Source organism: Phytohabitans kaempferiae, assembly GCF_042433955.1.
Taxonomy (GTDB): domain Bacteria; phylum Actinomycetota; class Actinomycetes; order Mycobacteriales; family Micromonosporaceae; genus Phytohabitans; species Phytohabitans kaempferiae.
In genome coordinates, this window is sequence record NZ_JBHLUH010000013.1 from 252,981 (window position 1) to 267,327 (window position 14,347).

General features: G+C 72.8%; 14 protein-coding genes. All 14 read left to right on the forward strand.

Features of this window, described 5'->3' with window-relative positions; all coding sequences use genetic code 11:
• The first annotated feature begins 19 nt into the window (after positions 1-19).
• Positions 20-1,243: a nucleotide sugar dehydrogenase gene (locus ACFFIA_RS12935; RefSeq protein WP_377250241.1), complete on the forward strand. Its 1,224-nt coding sequence runs from the start codon at positions 20-22 to the stop codon at positions 1,241-1,243.
• Complete coding sequence (locus ACFFIA_RS12940; protein WP_377250244.1) at positions 1,240-2,034, forward strand: glycosyltransferase family 2 protein; 795 nt, start codon at positions 1,240-1,242, stop codon at positions 2,032-2,034. The genes ACFFIA_RS12935 and ACFFIA_RS12940 overlap by 4 nt, the downstream gene beginning before the upstream one ends.
• Positions 2,027-3,052 carry an NAD-dependent epimerase/dehydratase family protein gene (locus tag ACFFIA_RS12945; RefSeq protein WP_377250247.1) on the forward strand — a complete coding sequence of 342 codons (1,026 nt, stop codon included), beginning with the start codon at positions 2,027-2,029 and terminating at the stop codon, positions 3,050-3,052. Before ACFFIA_RS12940 ends, ACFFIA_RS12945 begins: the two co-directional genes overlap by 8 nt.
• A gap of 75 nt (positions 3,053-3,127) precedes the next feature.
• On the forward strand, positions 3,128-3,790 hold the full coding sequence (locus tag ACFFIA_RS12950) for a phosphatase PAP2 family protein (RefSeq protein WP_377250249.1): 663 nt from the start codon (positions 3,128-3,130) through the stop codon (positions 3,788-3,790).
• Positions 3,744-4,973, forward strand: a complete 1,230-nt coding sequence (locus ACFFIA_RS12955; protein ID WP_377250252.1) for a metal-dependent hydrolase family protein — start codon at positions 3,744-3,746, stop codon at positions 4,971-4,973. Before ACFFIA_RS12950 ends, ACFFIA_RS12955 begins: the two co-directional genes overlap by 47 nt.
• An 87-nt stretch (positions 4,974-5,060) precedes the next feature.
• Positions 5,061-6,062 (forward strand): N-acetyl-gamma-glutamyl-phosphate reductase, encoded by a 1,002-nt coding sequence (argC, locus tag ACFFIA_RS12960; protein WP_377250254.1) that lies wholly within the window; start codon positions 5,061-5,063, stop codon positions 6,060-6,062.
• A gap of 76 nt (positions 6,063-6,138) precedes the next feature.
• Positions 6,139-7,287, forward strand: coding sequence for a bifunctional glutamate N-acetyltransferase/amino-acid acetyltransferase ArgJ (gene argJ, locus ACFFIA_RS12965; RefSeq protein ID WP_377250256.1), 1,149 nt, complete (start codon positions 6,139-6,141; stop codon positions 7,285-7,287).
• 5 nt (positions 7,288-7,292) lie between these two features.
• Positions 7,293-8,228 (forward strand): acetylglutamate kinase, encoded by a 936-nt coding sequence (argB, locus tag ACFFIA_RS12970; protein ID WP_377250258.1) that lies wholly within the window; start codon positions 7,293-7,295, stop codon positions 8,226-8,228.
• On the forward strand, positions 8,225-9,394 hold the full coding sequence (locus tag ACFFIA_RS12975) for an acetylornithine transaminase (RefSeq protein WP_377250261.1): 1,170 nt from the start codon (positions 8,225-8,227) through the stop codon (positions 9,392-9,394). The genes argB and ACFFIA_RS12975 overlap by 4 nt, the downstream gene beginning before the upstream one ends.
• Positions 9,391-10,395 carry an ornithine carbamoyltransferase gene (gene argF / locus ACFFIA_RS12980; RefSeq protein WP_377250263.1) on the forward strand — a complete coding sequence of 335 codons (1,005 nt, stop codon included), beginning with the start codon at positions 9,391-9,393 and terminating at the stop codon, positions 10,393-10,395. The genes ACFFIA_RS12975 and argF overlap by 4 nt, the downstream gene beginning before the upstream one ends.
• The gene (locus tag ACFFIA_RS12985) at positions 10,392-10,922 is read left to right on the forward strand and encodes an arginine repressor (protein WP_377250266.1); all 531 of its coding nucleotides are present in this window, start codon (positions 10,392-10,394) and stop codon (positions 10,920-10,922) included. Before argF ends, ACFFIA_RS12985 begins: the two co-directional genes overlap by 4 nt.
• On the forward strand, positions 10,919-12,118 hold the full coding sequence (locus tag ACFFIA_RS12990) for an argininosuccinate synthase (RefSeq protein ID WP_377250268.1): 1,200 nt from the start codon (positions 10,919-10,921) through the stop codon (positions 12,116-12,118). The genes ACFFIA_RS12985 and ACFFIA_RS12990 overlap by 4 nt, the downstream gene beginning before the upstream one ends.
• Before the next feature lie 22 nt (positions 12,119-12,140).
• Complete coding sequence (gene argH / locus ACFFIA_RS12995; protein WP_377250270.1) at positions 12,141-13,562, forward strand: argininosuccinate lyase; 1,422 nt, start codon at positions 12,141-12,143, stop codon at positions 13,560-13,562.
• On the forward strand, positions 13,532-14,167 hold the full coding sequence (locus tag ACFFIA_RS13000) for a DNA-3-methyladenine glycosylase (RefSeq protein ID WP_377250313.1): 636 nt from the start codon (positions 13,532-13,534) through the stop codon (positions 14,165-14,167). Before argH ends, ACFFIA_RS13000 begins: the two co-directional genes overlap by 31 nt.
• The last annotated feature ends 180 nt before the right edge of the window (positions 14,168-14,347 follow it).

Sequence of the window (14,347 nt, forward strand, 5' to 3'; positions counted from 1 at the left end):
ACACTGTGGAGTGGTCCGATTGATCGAGACGACTGACGGGGTGGGGATGACGGACGCGTTCAGCACCGACGTGTGCATCGTGGGCGGTTGCGGGCGAGTGGGGCTGCCTCTGGGCATCGCGCTCGCGTCGCGGGGCCTGTCGGTGACGCTGTACGACATCAACGCCGCCGCCGTCGAGACGGTCAACTCCGGCACGCTCCCCTTCGACGAGGAGGGCGCGGCCCCGGTGCTCGCCGAGGTGGTGGCGAGCGGCCGGCTGCGCGCCTCCACCGAGCCGGCCACGGTCGCCGCGGCGGAAAACCTGGTGGTCGTGGTCGGTACCCCCGTCGACGAGCACCTCAACCCCGACCTCGGCGCCGTGCCCCGGGCCCTGGAGCGGTGTGCCGAGCACCTGCGCGCCGGCCAGCTCGTGGTGCTCCGCTCGACGGTGTACCCGGGCGTGACCGCGCTGACCGAGAAGCTCCTCGACGGCATGGGGCTCGCGGTCGACGTGGCCTTCTGCCCGGAGCGGATCGCCGAGGGCAAGGCGATGACCGAGCTCTTCGCGCTCCCGCAGATCGTCTCGGCGCGCGGCCCGCAGGCGCTGGCCCGCGCGGAGAAGCTCTTCCGCCACCTGACCGACCAGATCGTGCCGCTCGAGCCGGAGGAGGCCGAGCTGGCGAAGCTCTTCACCAACACGTGGCGCTACATCAAGTTCGCGACCGCCAACCAGTTCTGGATGATGGCCAACGACTTCGGGCTCGACTTCGCCCGGATCCGGCACGCGATCACCTTCGACTACCCCCGCGCGGCGGATCTGCCGATGCCCGGCTTCGCGGCGGGGCCGTGCCTGTTCAAGGACACGATGCAGCTGGCGGCGTTCAACCGCAACAACTTCGTGCTGGGCCACTCGGCGATGCTGATCAACGAAGGGCTGCCGCTCTACCTGGTGTCGCGGCTCGAAGACAGCTACGACCTGTCGTCGATGACGGTGGGCATCCTGGGCATGGCGTTCAAGGGTGGCAGCGACGATCCGCGCGAGTCGCTGGCGTACAAGCTGCGCAAGATCCTGTCGATGAAGGCGCGCGAGACGCTCTGCACCGACCCGCACATCGCCGACGAGCGGTTCCTGCCCCTGGAGGAGGTGCTGGCGAAGGCCGACCTGCTGGTGATCGCCTGCCCGCACCAGGAGTACGCGGCGCTCGACACCACCGTGCCACTCGTCGACATGTGGGGCCTGACCGGTCAGGGGGTGCGCGTATGAGGCTGACACCGAGGGTCACGGTCGTCATCCCGGTCTACAACGAGGGCGAGGCGATCGTCCGCTGCCTCGACCGGATCCTGCGTGAGGTGCTGCTCCCGGCCGAGGTGCTGGTCGTGCACGACATGCCGGAGGACACCACCGTGCCGTACGCCCAGCAGGTGGCCCGCACCGACCCGCGCGTGCGCACGGTGCTCAACACGTACGGGCGCGGGCCAGCCAACGCGATCCGCTTCGGCATCGACGCGGCGACCGCGCCGGTCGCGGTGGTGACGATGGCCGACGGCTCCGACGACCCCCGCCAGATCGACGACCTGGCCCGGCTCGTCGACCGGGGCGTGGTCGTGGCGGCGGCGTCCCGGTACATGCCGGGCGGGCAGCAGGTGGGCGGGCCGCGGCTGAAGCGGATGATGTCCCGCTGGGCCGGGCGGTCGCTGCACTGGTTCGCCCGGGTCGGCACGCGCGACGCGACCAACAGCTTCAAGGCGTACGACACCGCGTTCGTGCGCAAGGTGGGGATCGAGTCGCGCACCGGCTTCGAGATCGGGCTGGAGCTGACCGCCAAGGCGACCCGCATGCGCCTGCCGGTCGCCGAGCTGCCCACGATCTGGCTCGACCGCCAGCTCGGCGAGTCCCGCTTCGACCTGGGGCGTTTCATGCCCTCGTACCTCAAGTGGTACTTCTTCGCCTACGGCCGCCGCCTGACCGACGACCAGATCGCGGCGCGCCGCGGCGAGGCGGCCCTTGCGCCGGACGACTCAACCCTGGAAAAGGAGAACATCGCTCGTGGCTAAGGTCCTGGTTACCGGTTCGGCCGGCTTCATCGGTGGCTATGTGGTGGAGGAGCTGCTCGGCCGCGGTCACGAGGTGGTCGGGCTGGACAACTTCTCGAAGTACGGGCCGGTGACGCACAGCTACGACAGCCACCCGGCGTACCGGTTCGTCGAGGGCGACGCGCGGGACACGAAGCTGGTGACCGAGCTGGCCGCGGACTGCGACCACTTCATCGCGGGCGCGGCGATGATCGGTGGCATCTCGTACTTCCACGCCTACGCGTACGACCTGCTGGCGACCAACGAGCGGATCATGGCGGCTTCGTGCGACGCGGCGATCGCGGCGCACCGGGACGGCCGGCTGCGCAAGGTGACGTACATGTCGTCGTCGATGGTGTTCGAGTCGACCGAGCACTGGCCGTCGAAGGAGGGGGACGAGCGGCGCATCCCGCCGCCCCTCTCGTCGTACGGCTTCCAGAAGCTGGCGGTGGAGTACTACGCGCGCGCGGCCTGGGAGCAGTACAAGCTGCCGTACACGATCGTGCGCCCCTTCAACTGCGTGGGCGTCGGCGAGGGCCGGGCGCTGGGCGAGGCCGAGGTGCTCTCCGGCAACGTGAAGCTGGCGATGTCGCACGTGGTGCCCGACCTGGTGCAGAAGATCGTGAAGGGCCAGGACCCGCTGCACATCCTCGGCGAGGGCAACCAGGTGCGGCACTACACCTACGGTGGTGACCTGGCCCGCGGCATCGTCACGGCGATGGAGCACCCCGCGGCGGAAAACGAGGACTTCAACCTCTCCACCGCCGAGTCGACCTCGGTGCTGGAGCTGGCCGAGGTGATCTGGCGCAAGATCAAGGGGCCGGAGGTGCCGTTCCGCCACGTGTCGGACGACCCGTTCGAGTACGACGTGCAGAAGCGGGTCCCGGACGTGGCCAAGGCCCGCGAGGTCCTCGGCTTCGAGGCCACCACCAGCCTTGACGAGATGCTCGACGAGGTCATCCCCTGGGTCACGCAGGCCGTGCACGACGGCCGTCTCTGACCTTCGCCCTGGGGCGTCCGGCCGCGACGCCCCCACGATGGCCGTCGCCGTGCGCATCCTGGCAGACTTCGATCGATGGTGCGACGGGGGTGGCTCCAGGCGGCCACGTACTTCGCCGGCTTCGTGCTCCTGACCGGGGCGCTGGCCGCCGGTGCGCTGCTCGACGTCGACGTCGCGGTGCGCGACTGGGTCGACGCGCACCGCCCCCATCCGCTGTGGCTGCTCGCTAAGGGGCTCTACTTCCTCGGCTCGGCCAACCTGCTCGCCCCGATCCTGCTCGCCGCCGCGGCGCCGCTGGCGCTCCGCGACCGCACGCCCCGGCCGGTGCTGCTCGTGCTGGTCACGGCGGCGGCCAGCTACGCGGTCGTGGTGCCGCTCAAGGTGCTCACCGACCGCTCCGCCCCGCACGCGCCCTGGCCCGGTGCGGTCGACCTCTTCGCGCACGACGCCGGCTGGTCGTACCCGTCCGGGCACGTCGTCAACACGCTCATCTGGTACCCGGTGCTCGTCGTCCTGGTCGAGCGGTGGCTGCGCCGTCCGCTCTCCGGGCGCGTCCGGCGGGCGCTGCTCGTGCCGCCGGTGGTGATCGTTTTCGTGGCGGTCACGTACCTTGGCTACCACTGGATCACGGACTGCGTCGCCGGCGTGCTCCTGGGCCTCGCCCTCCGGCAGGCGCTGCTGGAGGTGCGAATTGACGCTGCGGATCGAGGCCGACCTGCTGATACCCGGGCGCGGTGAGCCGGTCCGCGACGGTGCCGTCGTGGTCGAGGGGGCGTCGATCGCGTACGCCGGACCGGCCACCGGCGCTCCGCCCACGCCCGGCGCCGAGACCGTACGCGCCCGCGCGGTCATGCCCGGCCTCTGGGACTGCCACGTGCACCTGCTGGGGCTGCCCTCCGTCGACAATGGACAGATCCCGCGCGAGCCGCTGGCGCTGCGTGGCGCCCGCTCGACCGTCGACCTGCGGGCCGCGCTGGAGGCCGGCGTGACCAGCGTGCGCGAGCTGGGCGGGCTCGGCGTGCACCTGGCGCGGGCGGTTGGCGAGGGCACGGTGGCGGGCCCGCGGATCTACGCCGCTGGGGCGATCCTCTCCACCACCGGCGGGCACGGCGACATCCACGGGCTCCCGCTGCCGTGGGTACACGACATCGCCGCCACGACCGGAGAGCTGCGCCTCTGCGACGGGCCGGCCGAGTGCGCCAAGGCCGTACGCGAGCAGCTGCGCCGCAACGCCCAGGTCATCAAGGTCTGCGCCTCCGGGGGCGTGGTGTCCGAGGTGGACCATCCGATCCACCAGCAGTTCACGGCGGCCGAGTTGCGCGCGATCGTGGAGGTGGCGGGGCTGGCCGAGCGGGCGGTGGCGGCGCACTGCCACGGCAAGCCGGGCATCATGGCGGCGCTCGCGGCCGGGGTGCGGACGATCGAGCACGCCACGTTCCTGGACGAGGAGTCGGCCGCCGCGATGCGGGAGAGCGGCGCGATCATGGTGACGACCCGCACCGCGCCGCACGACGTGATGGCGAGCCGGTCCGCGCCCGCGTACGCGCTGGCCAAGTTCGACGCCCTCCGCGACCGGCAGATCGCCGCCATCGCGCTGGCCCGGGAGAGCGGGGTCACGCTCGCCGCCGGCACCGACATCATGGTCTCCGGCCGCGGGCGGCCGGCGTCGTGGGGGCGGCACGGGCGGGAGCTCCCGCTGCTGGCCGAGTGCGGCCTGACGCCGCTGGAGGCGATCGAGGCGGCCACCGCGGCCGGTCCGGCCACGCTGGGCCCGCGCGCTCCGCGCTCCGGCCAGCTTCTCAGCGGGTACGACGCGGACCTGATCACGCTCGACGCCGATCCGTTGGCCGACCTGACCGTTCTCGCCGACCCGGCACGCGTGAGTGGCGTGTGGTTGGGCGGCCGGAAGATGAAGGGGTGAATGATTCACTATTCATCTCCCCGCATGACCTTGCATGGGCGGACGGCAAGCTGATACCGTGATCTGCATATACATGCGGAGGTAATCATGGGCATCCGGGTCGCGGTGGCGGGGGCGAGTGGCTACGCCGGTGGCGAGCTGCTGCGCCTGATCGCCGGGCATCCGGAGCTCGACCTGGTCGCGGCGACCGCGCACAGCCAGGCGGGCGCGCCGGTCGCCGCCGTCCATCCGCACCTGACCGGCCTCGACGTCACGTTCGGCGCCACCGATCCGGCCGCGCTCGCCGAGGCCGACCTGGTCTTCCTCGCGCTGCCGCACGGTGAGTCGGGCGCGCTCGCCGCCGCCCTCCCCAGTGGTGTCAAGGTGGTCGACCTCGGGGCCGACCACCGCCTGCGCGATCCTGACGCGTGGGCGCGCTACTACGGCGGCGAGCACGCTGGCGCGTGGACCTACGGGCTGCCCGAGCTGCCCGGCCAGCGCGGCGAGATCTCGATCGCCACGCGGGTCGCCGCGCCCGGCTGCTACGCCACGACCATCTCGCTCGCGCTCGCCCCGCTGGTCGCCGCCGGCGCGGTCGCCCCCGACGACGTCGTGGTGGTGGCCGCCTCCGGCACCTCCGGCGCGGGCCGGGGCGCCAAGGCACACCTGCTCGGCAGCGAGGTGATGGGCGACCTGACGCCCTACAAGGTGGGGCGCCACCAGCACGTTCCGGAGATCAAGCAGGCGACGGGGGCGCGGAGCCTGTCGTTCACGCCGGTGCTCGCGCCGATGCCCCGCGGCATCCTCGCCACGGTCACCGCGGTCCCGCGGGGCCCGGCCGACCCCCGCCAGGTGCTCGCGGAGGCATACGCCGACGCCCCCTTCGTGCACGTGCTCCCCGAGGGCGCCTGGCCGCACACCGGCGCGACGCTCGGCTCCAACGCCTGCCACATCCAGGCGACCGTCGACGTCGACTCCGGCCGCGTGATCGTGACCAGCGCGCTCGACAACCTCGGCAAGGGCGCCGCCGCCCAGGGCGTGCAGTGCGCCAATCTGATGCTCGGCCTGCCGGAGACGATGGGACTTTCGACGCACGGGGTGGCGCCATGAGTGAGCGCGGCGAGCGGATCATCGAGCACAGCGCGTGCGGCGCTTCACGCCCGCCCGTGGCGAAGCGAGGACGGGCATGAGCGTCACCGCGCCGAAGGGGTTCCGGGCCGCCGGCGTCGCCGCGGGCCTCAAGGCGCACGGGCTCGACGTCGCCCTGGTGGTCAACGACGGGCCGGAGGCGGCCGCGGCGGGCGTCTTCACCACCAACCGGGTCAAGGCCGCGCCGGTGCTCTGGAGCCAGCAGGTGCTCCGGGCCGGCGTCGTGCGGGCCGTGGTGCTCAACTCCGGCGGCGCCAACGCGTGCACCGGGCCGCGCGGCTTCCAGGACACGCACGCCACCGCCGAGCGGGCGGCCGAGGCGCTCGGGATCGGCGCGGCCGACGTGGCGATCTGCTCCACCGGCCTGATCGGTGAGCCGCTGCCGATGGACAAGCTGCTGCTCGGCGTCGACGCGACCGCCAGCGCGCTGGCCGAGGATGGCGGGCCGGCCGCGGCCGAGGCGATCATGACGACCGACACGCGGCCCAAGACCACCGTGGTCGAGGGGGCCGGCTGGCGGGTCGGCGGCATGGTCAAGGGCGCCGGCATGCTCGCCCCCGGCATGGCCACGATGCTCAGCGTGCTCACCACCGACGCGGTCGCCAGCGCCGAGGCACTCGACGCGGCGCTGCGGGCGGCCACCAGGGTCTCTTTCGACCGGGTCGACTCCGACGGCTGCATGTCCACCAACGACACCGTGCTGCTGCTGGCCAGCGGCGCCTCCGGGGTCGCGCCGTCGGCGGCGGAGCTGGCCGCCGCGGTCACCGCCGCCTGCCACGACCTGGCCCAGCAGCTGGTCGCCGACGCCGAGGGGGCGACCAAGGAGGTCGCCATCGAGGTGGTCGGCGCGGCCAGCGAAGACGACGCGGTCGAGGTGGGGCGCTCGATCGCCCGCAACAACCTGGTCAAGACCGCCCTCTTCGGCAACGACCCCAACTGGGGGCGGATCCTCGCCGCGGTCGGCACCACCGCCGCCGCCTTCGAGCCGGACGCACTCGACGTCGCGGTCAACGGGGTGTGGGTCTGCAAGGGCGGCGCCGCCGCGGAGGAGCGGTCGGCGGTCGACCTCTCCGGGCGCGCGGTGACCATCCGGGTCGACCTGCACGCCGGCCACGACGCGGCCACCATCTGGACCAACGACCTCTCCCACGCGTACGTACACGAGAACTCGGCCTACTCGACGTGACGACCATGAACAGTCCGCGCCGGAGCGTCGTCGTGGGCGAGGCCGGTGCCGCCGCCGCGGAGCAGGTAACGCTTCCCATCGCCCAGGAGAAGGCAGCCACGCTCATCGAGGCGCTGCCGTGGCTGGCCCGGTTCCACGGCGCCACCGTCGTGGTCAAGTACGGCGGCAACGCGATGACCGACCCCGAGCTGAAGCGGGCGTTCGCGGCCGACATGGTCTTCCTGCGGTACGCCGGGCTCAAGCCGGTCGTCGTGCACGGCGGCGGCCCGCAGATCTCGGCGATGCTGGGGCGGCTCGGCATCGAGAGCGAGTTCCGGGGCGGCCTGCGGGTCACCACGCCCGAGGCGATGGACGTCGTGCGCATGGTGCTCGTCGGCCAGGTGGGGCGCGAGCTGGTCGGGCTCGTCAACGAGTACGGCCCGTTCGCGGTGGGCCTGTCCGGCGAGGACGCCCGCCTCTTCACCGCCGTGCGGCGTCCGGCCTTCGTCAACGGCGAGCCGGTCGACGTGGGGCTCGTCGGCGACGTGGAGCACGTCGACGTCTCCGCGGTCACCGACCTGATCGCCGCCGGCCGCATCCCGGTCATCTCCTCGGTCGCGCCGGACGCCGAGGGCGTGCTGCACAACCTCAACGCCGACACCGCCGCCGCGGCGCTCGCGGTGGCGCTCGGCGCCCGCAAGCTCGTGGTGCTCACCGACGTGGCCGGCCTCTACACCGACTGGCCGGACACGACGAGCCTGGTCTCGCAGATCACCACCGAGGCGCTCGCCCTGCTCCTGCCGCGGCTGGAGTCCGGCATGGTGCCGAAGATGGAGGCCTGCCTGCGGGCCGTGGAAGGCGGCGTGCCGGCGGCACACGTCGTCGACGGGCGGATGGCACACTCCATCCTGCTGGAGGTCTTCACCTCGGAAGGGTTCGGAACGATGGTGATCCCGTCATGAGCGGCAGCCTGGTCGACCGGTGGACTCAGTCCATGATGGACAACTACGGCACACCGCCGCTGGCGCTCGTGCGCGGCGACGGCGCGGTGGTGTACGACGAGGCCGGCCGCTCCTATGTGGACCTGCTCGGCGGCATCGCGGTCAACGTGCTCGGCCACGCCCATCCCGCCGTCGTGGCCGCCGTCTCCAAGCAGGTCGCCACGCTCGGCCACGTCTCCAACCTCTACGTCGCCGAGCCGCCGGTCGCCCTCGCCGAGCTGCTGCTCGCGCTCGCCGGCCGGCAGGGGCGCGTGTTCTTCGGCAACTCCGGCGCCGAGGCGGTCGAGGCGGCGTTCAAGCTCTCCCGGCTGACCGGGCGCACCGGCGTGGTCGCCACGGCCGGCGGCTTCCACGGGCGCACCATGGGCAGCCTCGCGCTCACCGGCCAGCCGGCCAAGGCCGACCCGTTCCGGCCGCTGCCCGGCGAGGTGACCCACGTGCCGTACGGCGACGTGACCGCCCTCGACGCCGCCGTCACCACCGACACCGCGATGGTGATCCTCGAGCCGATCCAGGGTGAGGCGGGCGTGATCGTGCCGCCGGCCGGCTACCTCGCCGCTGCCCGGGAGATCACCGCCGCCCGGGGCGCCCTGCTCGCGCTCGACGAGGTGCAGACCGGCGTGGGCCGCACCGGGCACTGGTTCGCCCACCAGGCCGACGGCATCGAGCCCGACCTGGTCACGCTCGCCAAGGGCCTGGGCGGGGGGCTGCCGATCGGCGCCTGCCTGGCGTTCGGCGCGGCGGCCGACCTCTTCGGGCCGGGCAGCCACGGCAGCACGTTCGGCGGCAACCCGATCAGCTGCGCCGCCGCGCTCGCGGTGATCTCCACGATCGCCAACGAGGGCCTGCTCGACCACGTCAAGCGCATCGGCGAGCGGATCAAGACCGGCGTCGAGGCGCTCGGCCACCCCCTCGTCCGCGAGGTGCGCGGCGCCGGGCTGCTGCTCGGCGTGGTGCTCAACGCGCCGGCCTCGGGCGCGGTCGCCGGCGTGCTGCGCGACCACGGCTTCCTGACCAACCCGGTGCAGCCCGACACGGTCCGCCTCGCGCCGCCGCTGATCCTCACCGCCGACCAGGTCGACGCGTTCCTCACCGCCCTCCCGACCGCATTGGACGCGGCGTCATGACGGTCAGGCACTTCCTGCGGGACGACGACCTCAGCCCGGCCGAGCAGTCGGCGGTCCTCGACCTGGCCGCCGCCATGAAGGCCGACCGGTTCGCGTACAAGCCGCTGGCCGGACCCCGCTCGGTCGCGGTGCTCTTCGACAAGCAGAGCCTGCGCACGCGCTTCTCGTTCGACGTGGGCGTCGCGGAGCTTGGCGGCAACCCGATCGTCGTCGACACGCAGGCCACTCACTTCGGCCGGGGCGAGACGCTCGGCGACGCCGCCCAGGTCCTGTCCCGGTACGTCGCCGCGATCGTCATGCGCACCTTCGGCGACGACCGGCTCGCCGAGGTGGCGGCCGGGGCGACCGTGCCGGTGGTCAACGCGCTGACCGACGGCTTCCACCCCTGCCAGCTCCTCGCCGACCTGCTGACGATCCGGGAGAGGCACGGCGACACGGCCGGGCGCACACTCGCGTACGTGGGCGACGCGGCCAACAACATGGCCCACTCGTACCTGCTCGCCGGCGCAACCGCGGGCATGCACGTGCGGGTCGCCGGGCCGCCCGGATACGACCCGCAGCCGGCGGTGGTGTCCCGCGCCGACGAGATCGCCGCCTGGACCGGGGGCTCGACCCAGGTGCTGCGTGACCCGCACGAGGCCGTCGACGGCGCCGACGTGGTGGCGACCGACACGTGGACCTCGATGGGGCAGGAGGGGGACGGTCGCGACCGGCGGACGCCGTTCTGGCCGTACCAGGTCAACAAGGACCTGCTCGCGGCGGCCGCGCCCGGCGCGGTCGTGCTGCACTGCCTGCCCGCCCACCGCGGCGAGGAGATCACCGACGACGTGCTGGACGGTGCCCAGAGCGCCGTCCTCGACCAGGCGGAAAACCGCCTTCACGCCCAGAAGGCACTGCTGGCCTGGCTACTCTCCGCGGAGGAGGTCGCGAGCGGGAGTCGCGAGGCCGCGGCCATGAGCACGACGGCGCAGGAGCGCCGAGCGACGGAGCGTAGGCAATGACCGGACCGGGCACTCGCACCGCGCGCCACGCGCGGATCGTCGACCTCATCCGCGAGCGGGGGGTACGGTCGCAGACCGAGCTGGCCGAGCTGCTCGGCGCCGACGGCGTGCAGGTGACCCAGGCGACGCTCTCCCGCGACCTGGAGGAGCTGGGCGCGTACAAGGTGCGCGGCGCCGACGGAGGCCCGGCCGTCTACGTGATCCCGGAGGACGGACTGCCCCGCCTCCGCCCCGCCGAGCAGGCCCCGGCCCGCCTCGTCCGGCTGCTGCGCGAACTGCTCACCGGCACCGACGCCAGCGGCAACCTCGCCGTGCTGCGCACCCCGCCGGGCGCCGCGCAGTTTCTGGCCAGCGCGCTCGACCGGGCCGGGCTTCCCGATGTCGTCGGCACGATCGCCGGCGACGACACGATCTTCGTGGTGGCCCGTGAGCCGCTGACCGGCGCTGGACTCGCCGAAAAGCTGAGCGCCTGGGCTGGCCGTGACGAACAATTGCGCGACGAAACCACCAAGGAGACCAAATCATGACTGAGCGCGTCGTTCTGGCGTACTCCGGCGGCCTGGACACCTCGGTCGCCATTCCGTACCTGGCCGACAAGATGGGCGCCGAGGTGATCGCGGTCGCGGTCGACCTGGGGCAGGGCGGCGAGGACATGAACGTCATCCGCCAGCGCGCCATCGACTGCGGCGCGGTCGAGTCCGAGGTGATCGACGCCAAGGACGAGTTCGCCGCCGACTACTGCCTGCCGGCGGTCAAGGCGAACGCGCTCTACATGGACCGCTACCCGCTGCTCTCCTCGCTCAGCCGCCCGCTGATCGTCAAGCACCTCGTCGAGGCGGCCAAGCGGCACGGCGGCACGGTGGTCTCGCACGGCTGCACCGGCAAGGGCAACGACCAGGTGCGCTTCGAGGTCGGCATCGGCGCGCTCGCGCCCGACCTGAAGATCGTGGCACCGGCGCGTGACTTCGCCTGGACCCGGGACAAGGCGATCGCGCTCGCCGAGGAGAAGGGGCTGCCGATCGACGTCAGCCACAAGTCGCCGTACTCGATCGACCAGAACCTGTGGGGCCGGGCGGTCGAGACCGGCTTCCTCGAGGACATCTGGAACGCGCCGATCGAGGACCTGTACAGCTACACCGCCAACCCGGCCGAGCCGCGCGACGCCGACGAGGTCGTGATCACGTTCGAGGCGGGCGCGCCGGTGGCGATCGACGGCGAGACCGTCACGCCGTACCAGGCGATCGCCGAGCTCAACCGGCGGGCCGGGGCCCAGGGAGTCGGCCGGCTGGACATGGTCGAAGACCGGCTCGTGGGCATCAAGAGCCGCGAGGTGTACGAGGCGCCCGGCGCGATCGCGCTGATCACCGCCCACCAGGAGCTGGAGAACGTGACCGTCGAGCGCGACCTGGCCCGCTTCAAGAAGGGCGTGGACCAGCGCTGGGCCGAGCTGGTCTACGACGGCCTGTGGTTCTCGCCGCTCAAGTACGCGCTGGACGCCTTCGTCGCGGACACGCAGAAGTACGTCTCCGGCGACGTGCGGATGACGCTGCACGGCGGCCGCGCGGTGGTCACCGGCCGGCGCTCGGAGGCCAGCCTGTACGACTTCAACCTCGCCACCTACGACACCGGCGACACCTTCGACCAGTCGCTGGCCAAGGGCTTCGTGCAGCTGTGGGGCCTGCCGAGCCGGATCGCGGCGGCCCGCGACGGCCGGCTCGGATAACGGCTAGGTAAGAATGACACTCGTGTCGTCTCGTACCTCACTCTGGGGCGGCCGGTTCGCCGGCGGCCCCGCCGAGGCTCTTGCCCGGCTCTCTGTCAGCGTGCAGTTCGACTGGCGGCTCGCGCCGTACGATTTGGCCGCCTCGCGCGCGCACGCCCGCGTGCTCGCCGGGGCCGGGCTGCTCGACGCCGACGAGCTGGGCCAGATGCTCGCCGCCCTGGACGACCTGGAGGCCGCCTGCGCCTCCGGAGCGTTCCGGCCCACGGTCGACGACGAGGACGTGCACACCGCGCTCGAACGCGGCCTGCTCGAACGGCTCGGCACGCTCGGCGGCAAGCTGCGCGCCGGCCGCTCCCGCAACGACCAGGTCGCCACCGACCTGCGGCTCTATCTGCGCGACCACGCGCGGGGCGTGGCCACCGACCTGGTGCAGCTCGCCGACGCGCTGGTCGAGCAGGCCGAGCGGCACGTCGACACGCCCGCGCCCGGCATGACCCACGTGCAGCACGCGCAGCCGGTGACGTTCGGGCACTGGCTGCTCGCGCACGTACAGCCGCTGCTGCGTGACCTCGAGCGCCTGCGCGACTGGGACGCCCGCGCCGCGATCAGCCCGCTCGGCGCCGGCGCGCTCGCCGGCTCGTCGCTGCCGCTCGACCCGGCCGGCGTCGCCAAGGAGCTGGGCTTCACCGCCCCGGCCGCCAACTCGATGGACGCGGTCGCCGACCGTGACTTCGTGGCCGAGTTCCTCTTCGTCACCTCGCTGGTCGGCGTGCACCTGTCCCGGCTGGGGGAGGAGGTGGTGCTCTGGACGTCGCAGGAGTTCGGCTGGGTCGAGCTCGACGACGGCTTCGCCACCGGGTCGTCGATCATGCCGCAGAAGAAGAACGCCGACATCGCCGAGCTGGCCCGCGGCAAGGCCGGGCGGCTCATCGGCGGGCTGGTCACCGTGCTGACCATGCTCAAGGGCCTCCCGCTCACGTACGACCGCGACATGCAGGAGGACAAGGAGCCGGCCTTCGACGCGGTCGACACGCTGGAGCTGGTGCTCCCCGCGCTCGCCGGCATGATCTCCACGATGACCGTGCGGGTCGACCGGCTGGTCGCGGCGGCCCCGGTCGGGTTCACGCTGGCCACCGAGGTCGCCGACTGGCTGGTCCGCAAGGGCGTGCCGTTCCGCGAGGCGCACGAGGTCACCGGCCGGCTGGTCGCGCTCTGCGTGGCCCGCGAGTGCGCGCTCGACGAGGTGAGCGACGACGAGCTGGCGCTGATCAGCGAGCATCTCGACCCCTCGGTGCGCGACGTGCTCTCGGTGCGCTCGGCGCTGGCCGCCCGCACCACGCCCGGCTCCACCGGCCCGGGCCCGGTCGCCGACCAGCTCGCCGCCGTCGTGGACAAGCTGGACGGATGGCGGGAATGGGCGACCGCACGCGTCGTGCCCCGCTGACCTCGCTGCGGAGCCTGCTCGCCAGCCCGGTGCTGCCGGCGGCGCGCGGCCTGCTGGGGTGCGCGCTCTCCGCCGGCGGCGTGACGGTCCGCATCACCGAGGTCGAGGCATACGCGGGTACGGCCGGCGACCCCGCCTCCCACGCCCACCGCGGCCGGACCCCGCGCAACGCCGTCATGTTCGGCCCGGCCGGGCACCTCTACGTGTACTTCACCTACGGCATGCACTGGTGCGCCAACGTGGTCACCGGCGTCGAGGGCGAGGCTTCGGCGGTACTCCTGCGCGCCGGCTCGGTGGTGTCCGGCCTGGAGGTGGCCCGCCTGCGGCGCCGCTCCACTGTGGACCGCGACCTGGCCCGGGGCCCGGCCCGGCTCTGCCAGGCGCTCGGCATCGACGGCACCGCGTACGGCACAGACCTGCTCGGCACCGGCCCGGTCCAGCTCCGCCCACCGGCGGTACCGGTGCCGGACGCCCAGATCGCGGCCGGCCCGCGGGTCGGCGTGACCGGCGCCCACGACCGCGAGTGGCGCTTCTGGATCGCCGGCGACCCGACGGTCAGCGCCTACCGCCGCCACGTCCCCCGCAAAGGCCCTGGCCAGCTCTAGAGACCTTCGCGGTCGGCCGGGTCGCCCCGCGGGCAAGGGCTTTGTCGGGGACATGGCCCCTTGCGGCCGCTTTGAACGGGCTACGTCCCCGACATCGCCCGTGCAGGGGCCGCTGCGGGCCATGACTAGCGGTGGTTTGTTAACTTCAGGGTGGAATGTACAGGTTTAGTGGGTGTCCAT

Bases quoted from the DNA above. Each gene is read 5' to 3' on its own strand.
- ACFFIA_RS12940 (WP_377250244.1), top strand. From the start codon at position 1,240: ATGAGGCTGACACCGAGGGTCACGGTCGTCATCCCGGTCTACAACGAG.
- ACFFIA_RS12975 (WP_377250261.1), top strand. From the start codon at position 8,225: ATGAGCGGCAGCCTGGTCGACCGGTGGACTCAGTCCATGATGGACAAC.
- ACFFIA_RS12950 (WP_377250249.1), top strand. From the start codon at position 3,128: ATGGTGCGACGGGGGTGGCTCCAGGCGGCCACGTACTTCGCCGGCTTC.
- argC (WP_377250254.1), top strand. From the start codon at position 5,061: ATGGGCATCCGGGTCGCGGTGGCGGGGGCGAGTGGCTACGCCGGTGGC.
- argJ (WP_377250256.1), top strand. From the start codon at position 6,139: ATGAGCGTCACCGCGCCGAAGGGGTTCCGGGCCGCCGGCGTCGCCGCG.
- ACFFIA_RS12985 (WP_377250266.1), top strand. From the start codon at position 10,392: ATGACCGGACCGGGCACTCGCACCGCGCGCCACGCGCGGATCGTCGAC.
- argF (WP_377250263.1), top strand. From the start codon at position 9,391: ATGACGGTCAGGCACTTCCTGCGGGACGACGACCTCAGCCCGGCCGAG.
- argB (WP_377250258.1), top strand. From the start codon at position 7,293: ATGAACAGTCCGCGCCGGAGCGTCGTCGTGGGCGAGGCCGGTGCCGCC.
- ACFFIA_RS12990 (WP_377250268.1), top strand. From the start codon at position 10,919: ATGACTGAGCGCGTCGTTCTGGCGTACTCCGGCGGCCTGGACACCTCG.
- ACFFIA_RS13000 (WP_377250313.1), top strand. From the start codon at position 13,532: ATGGGCGACCGCACGCGTCGTGCCCCGCTGACCTCGCTGCGGAGCCTG.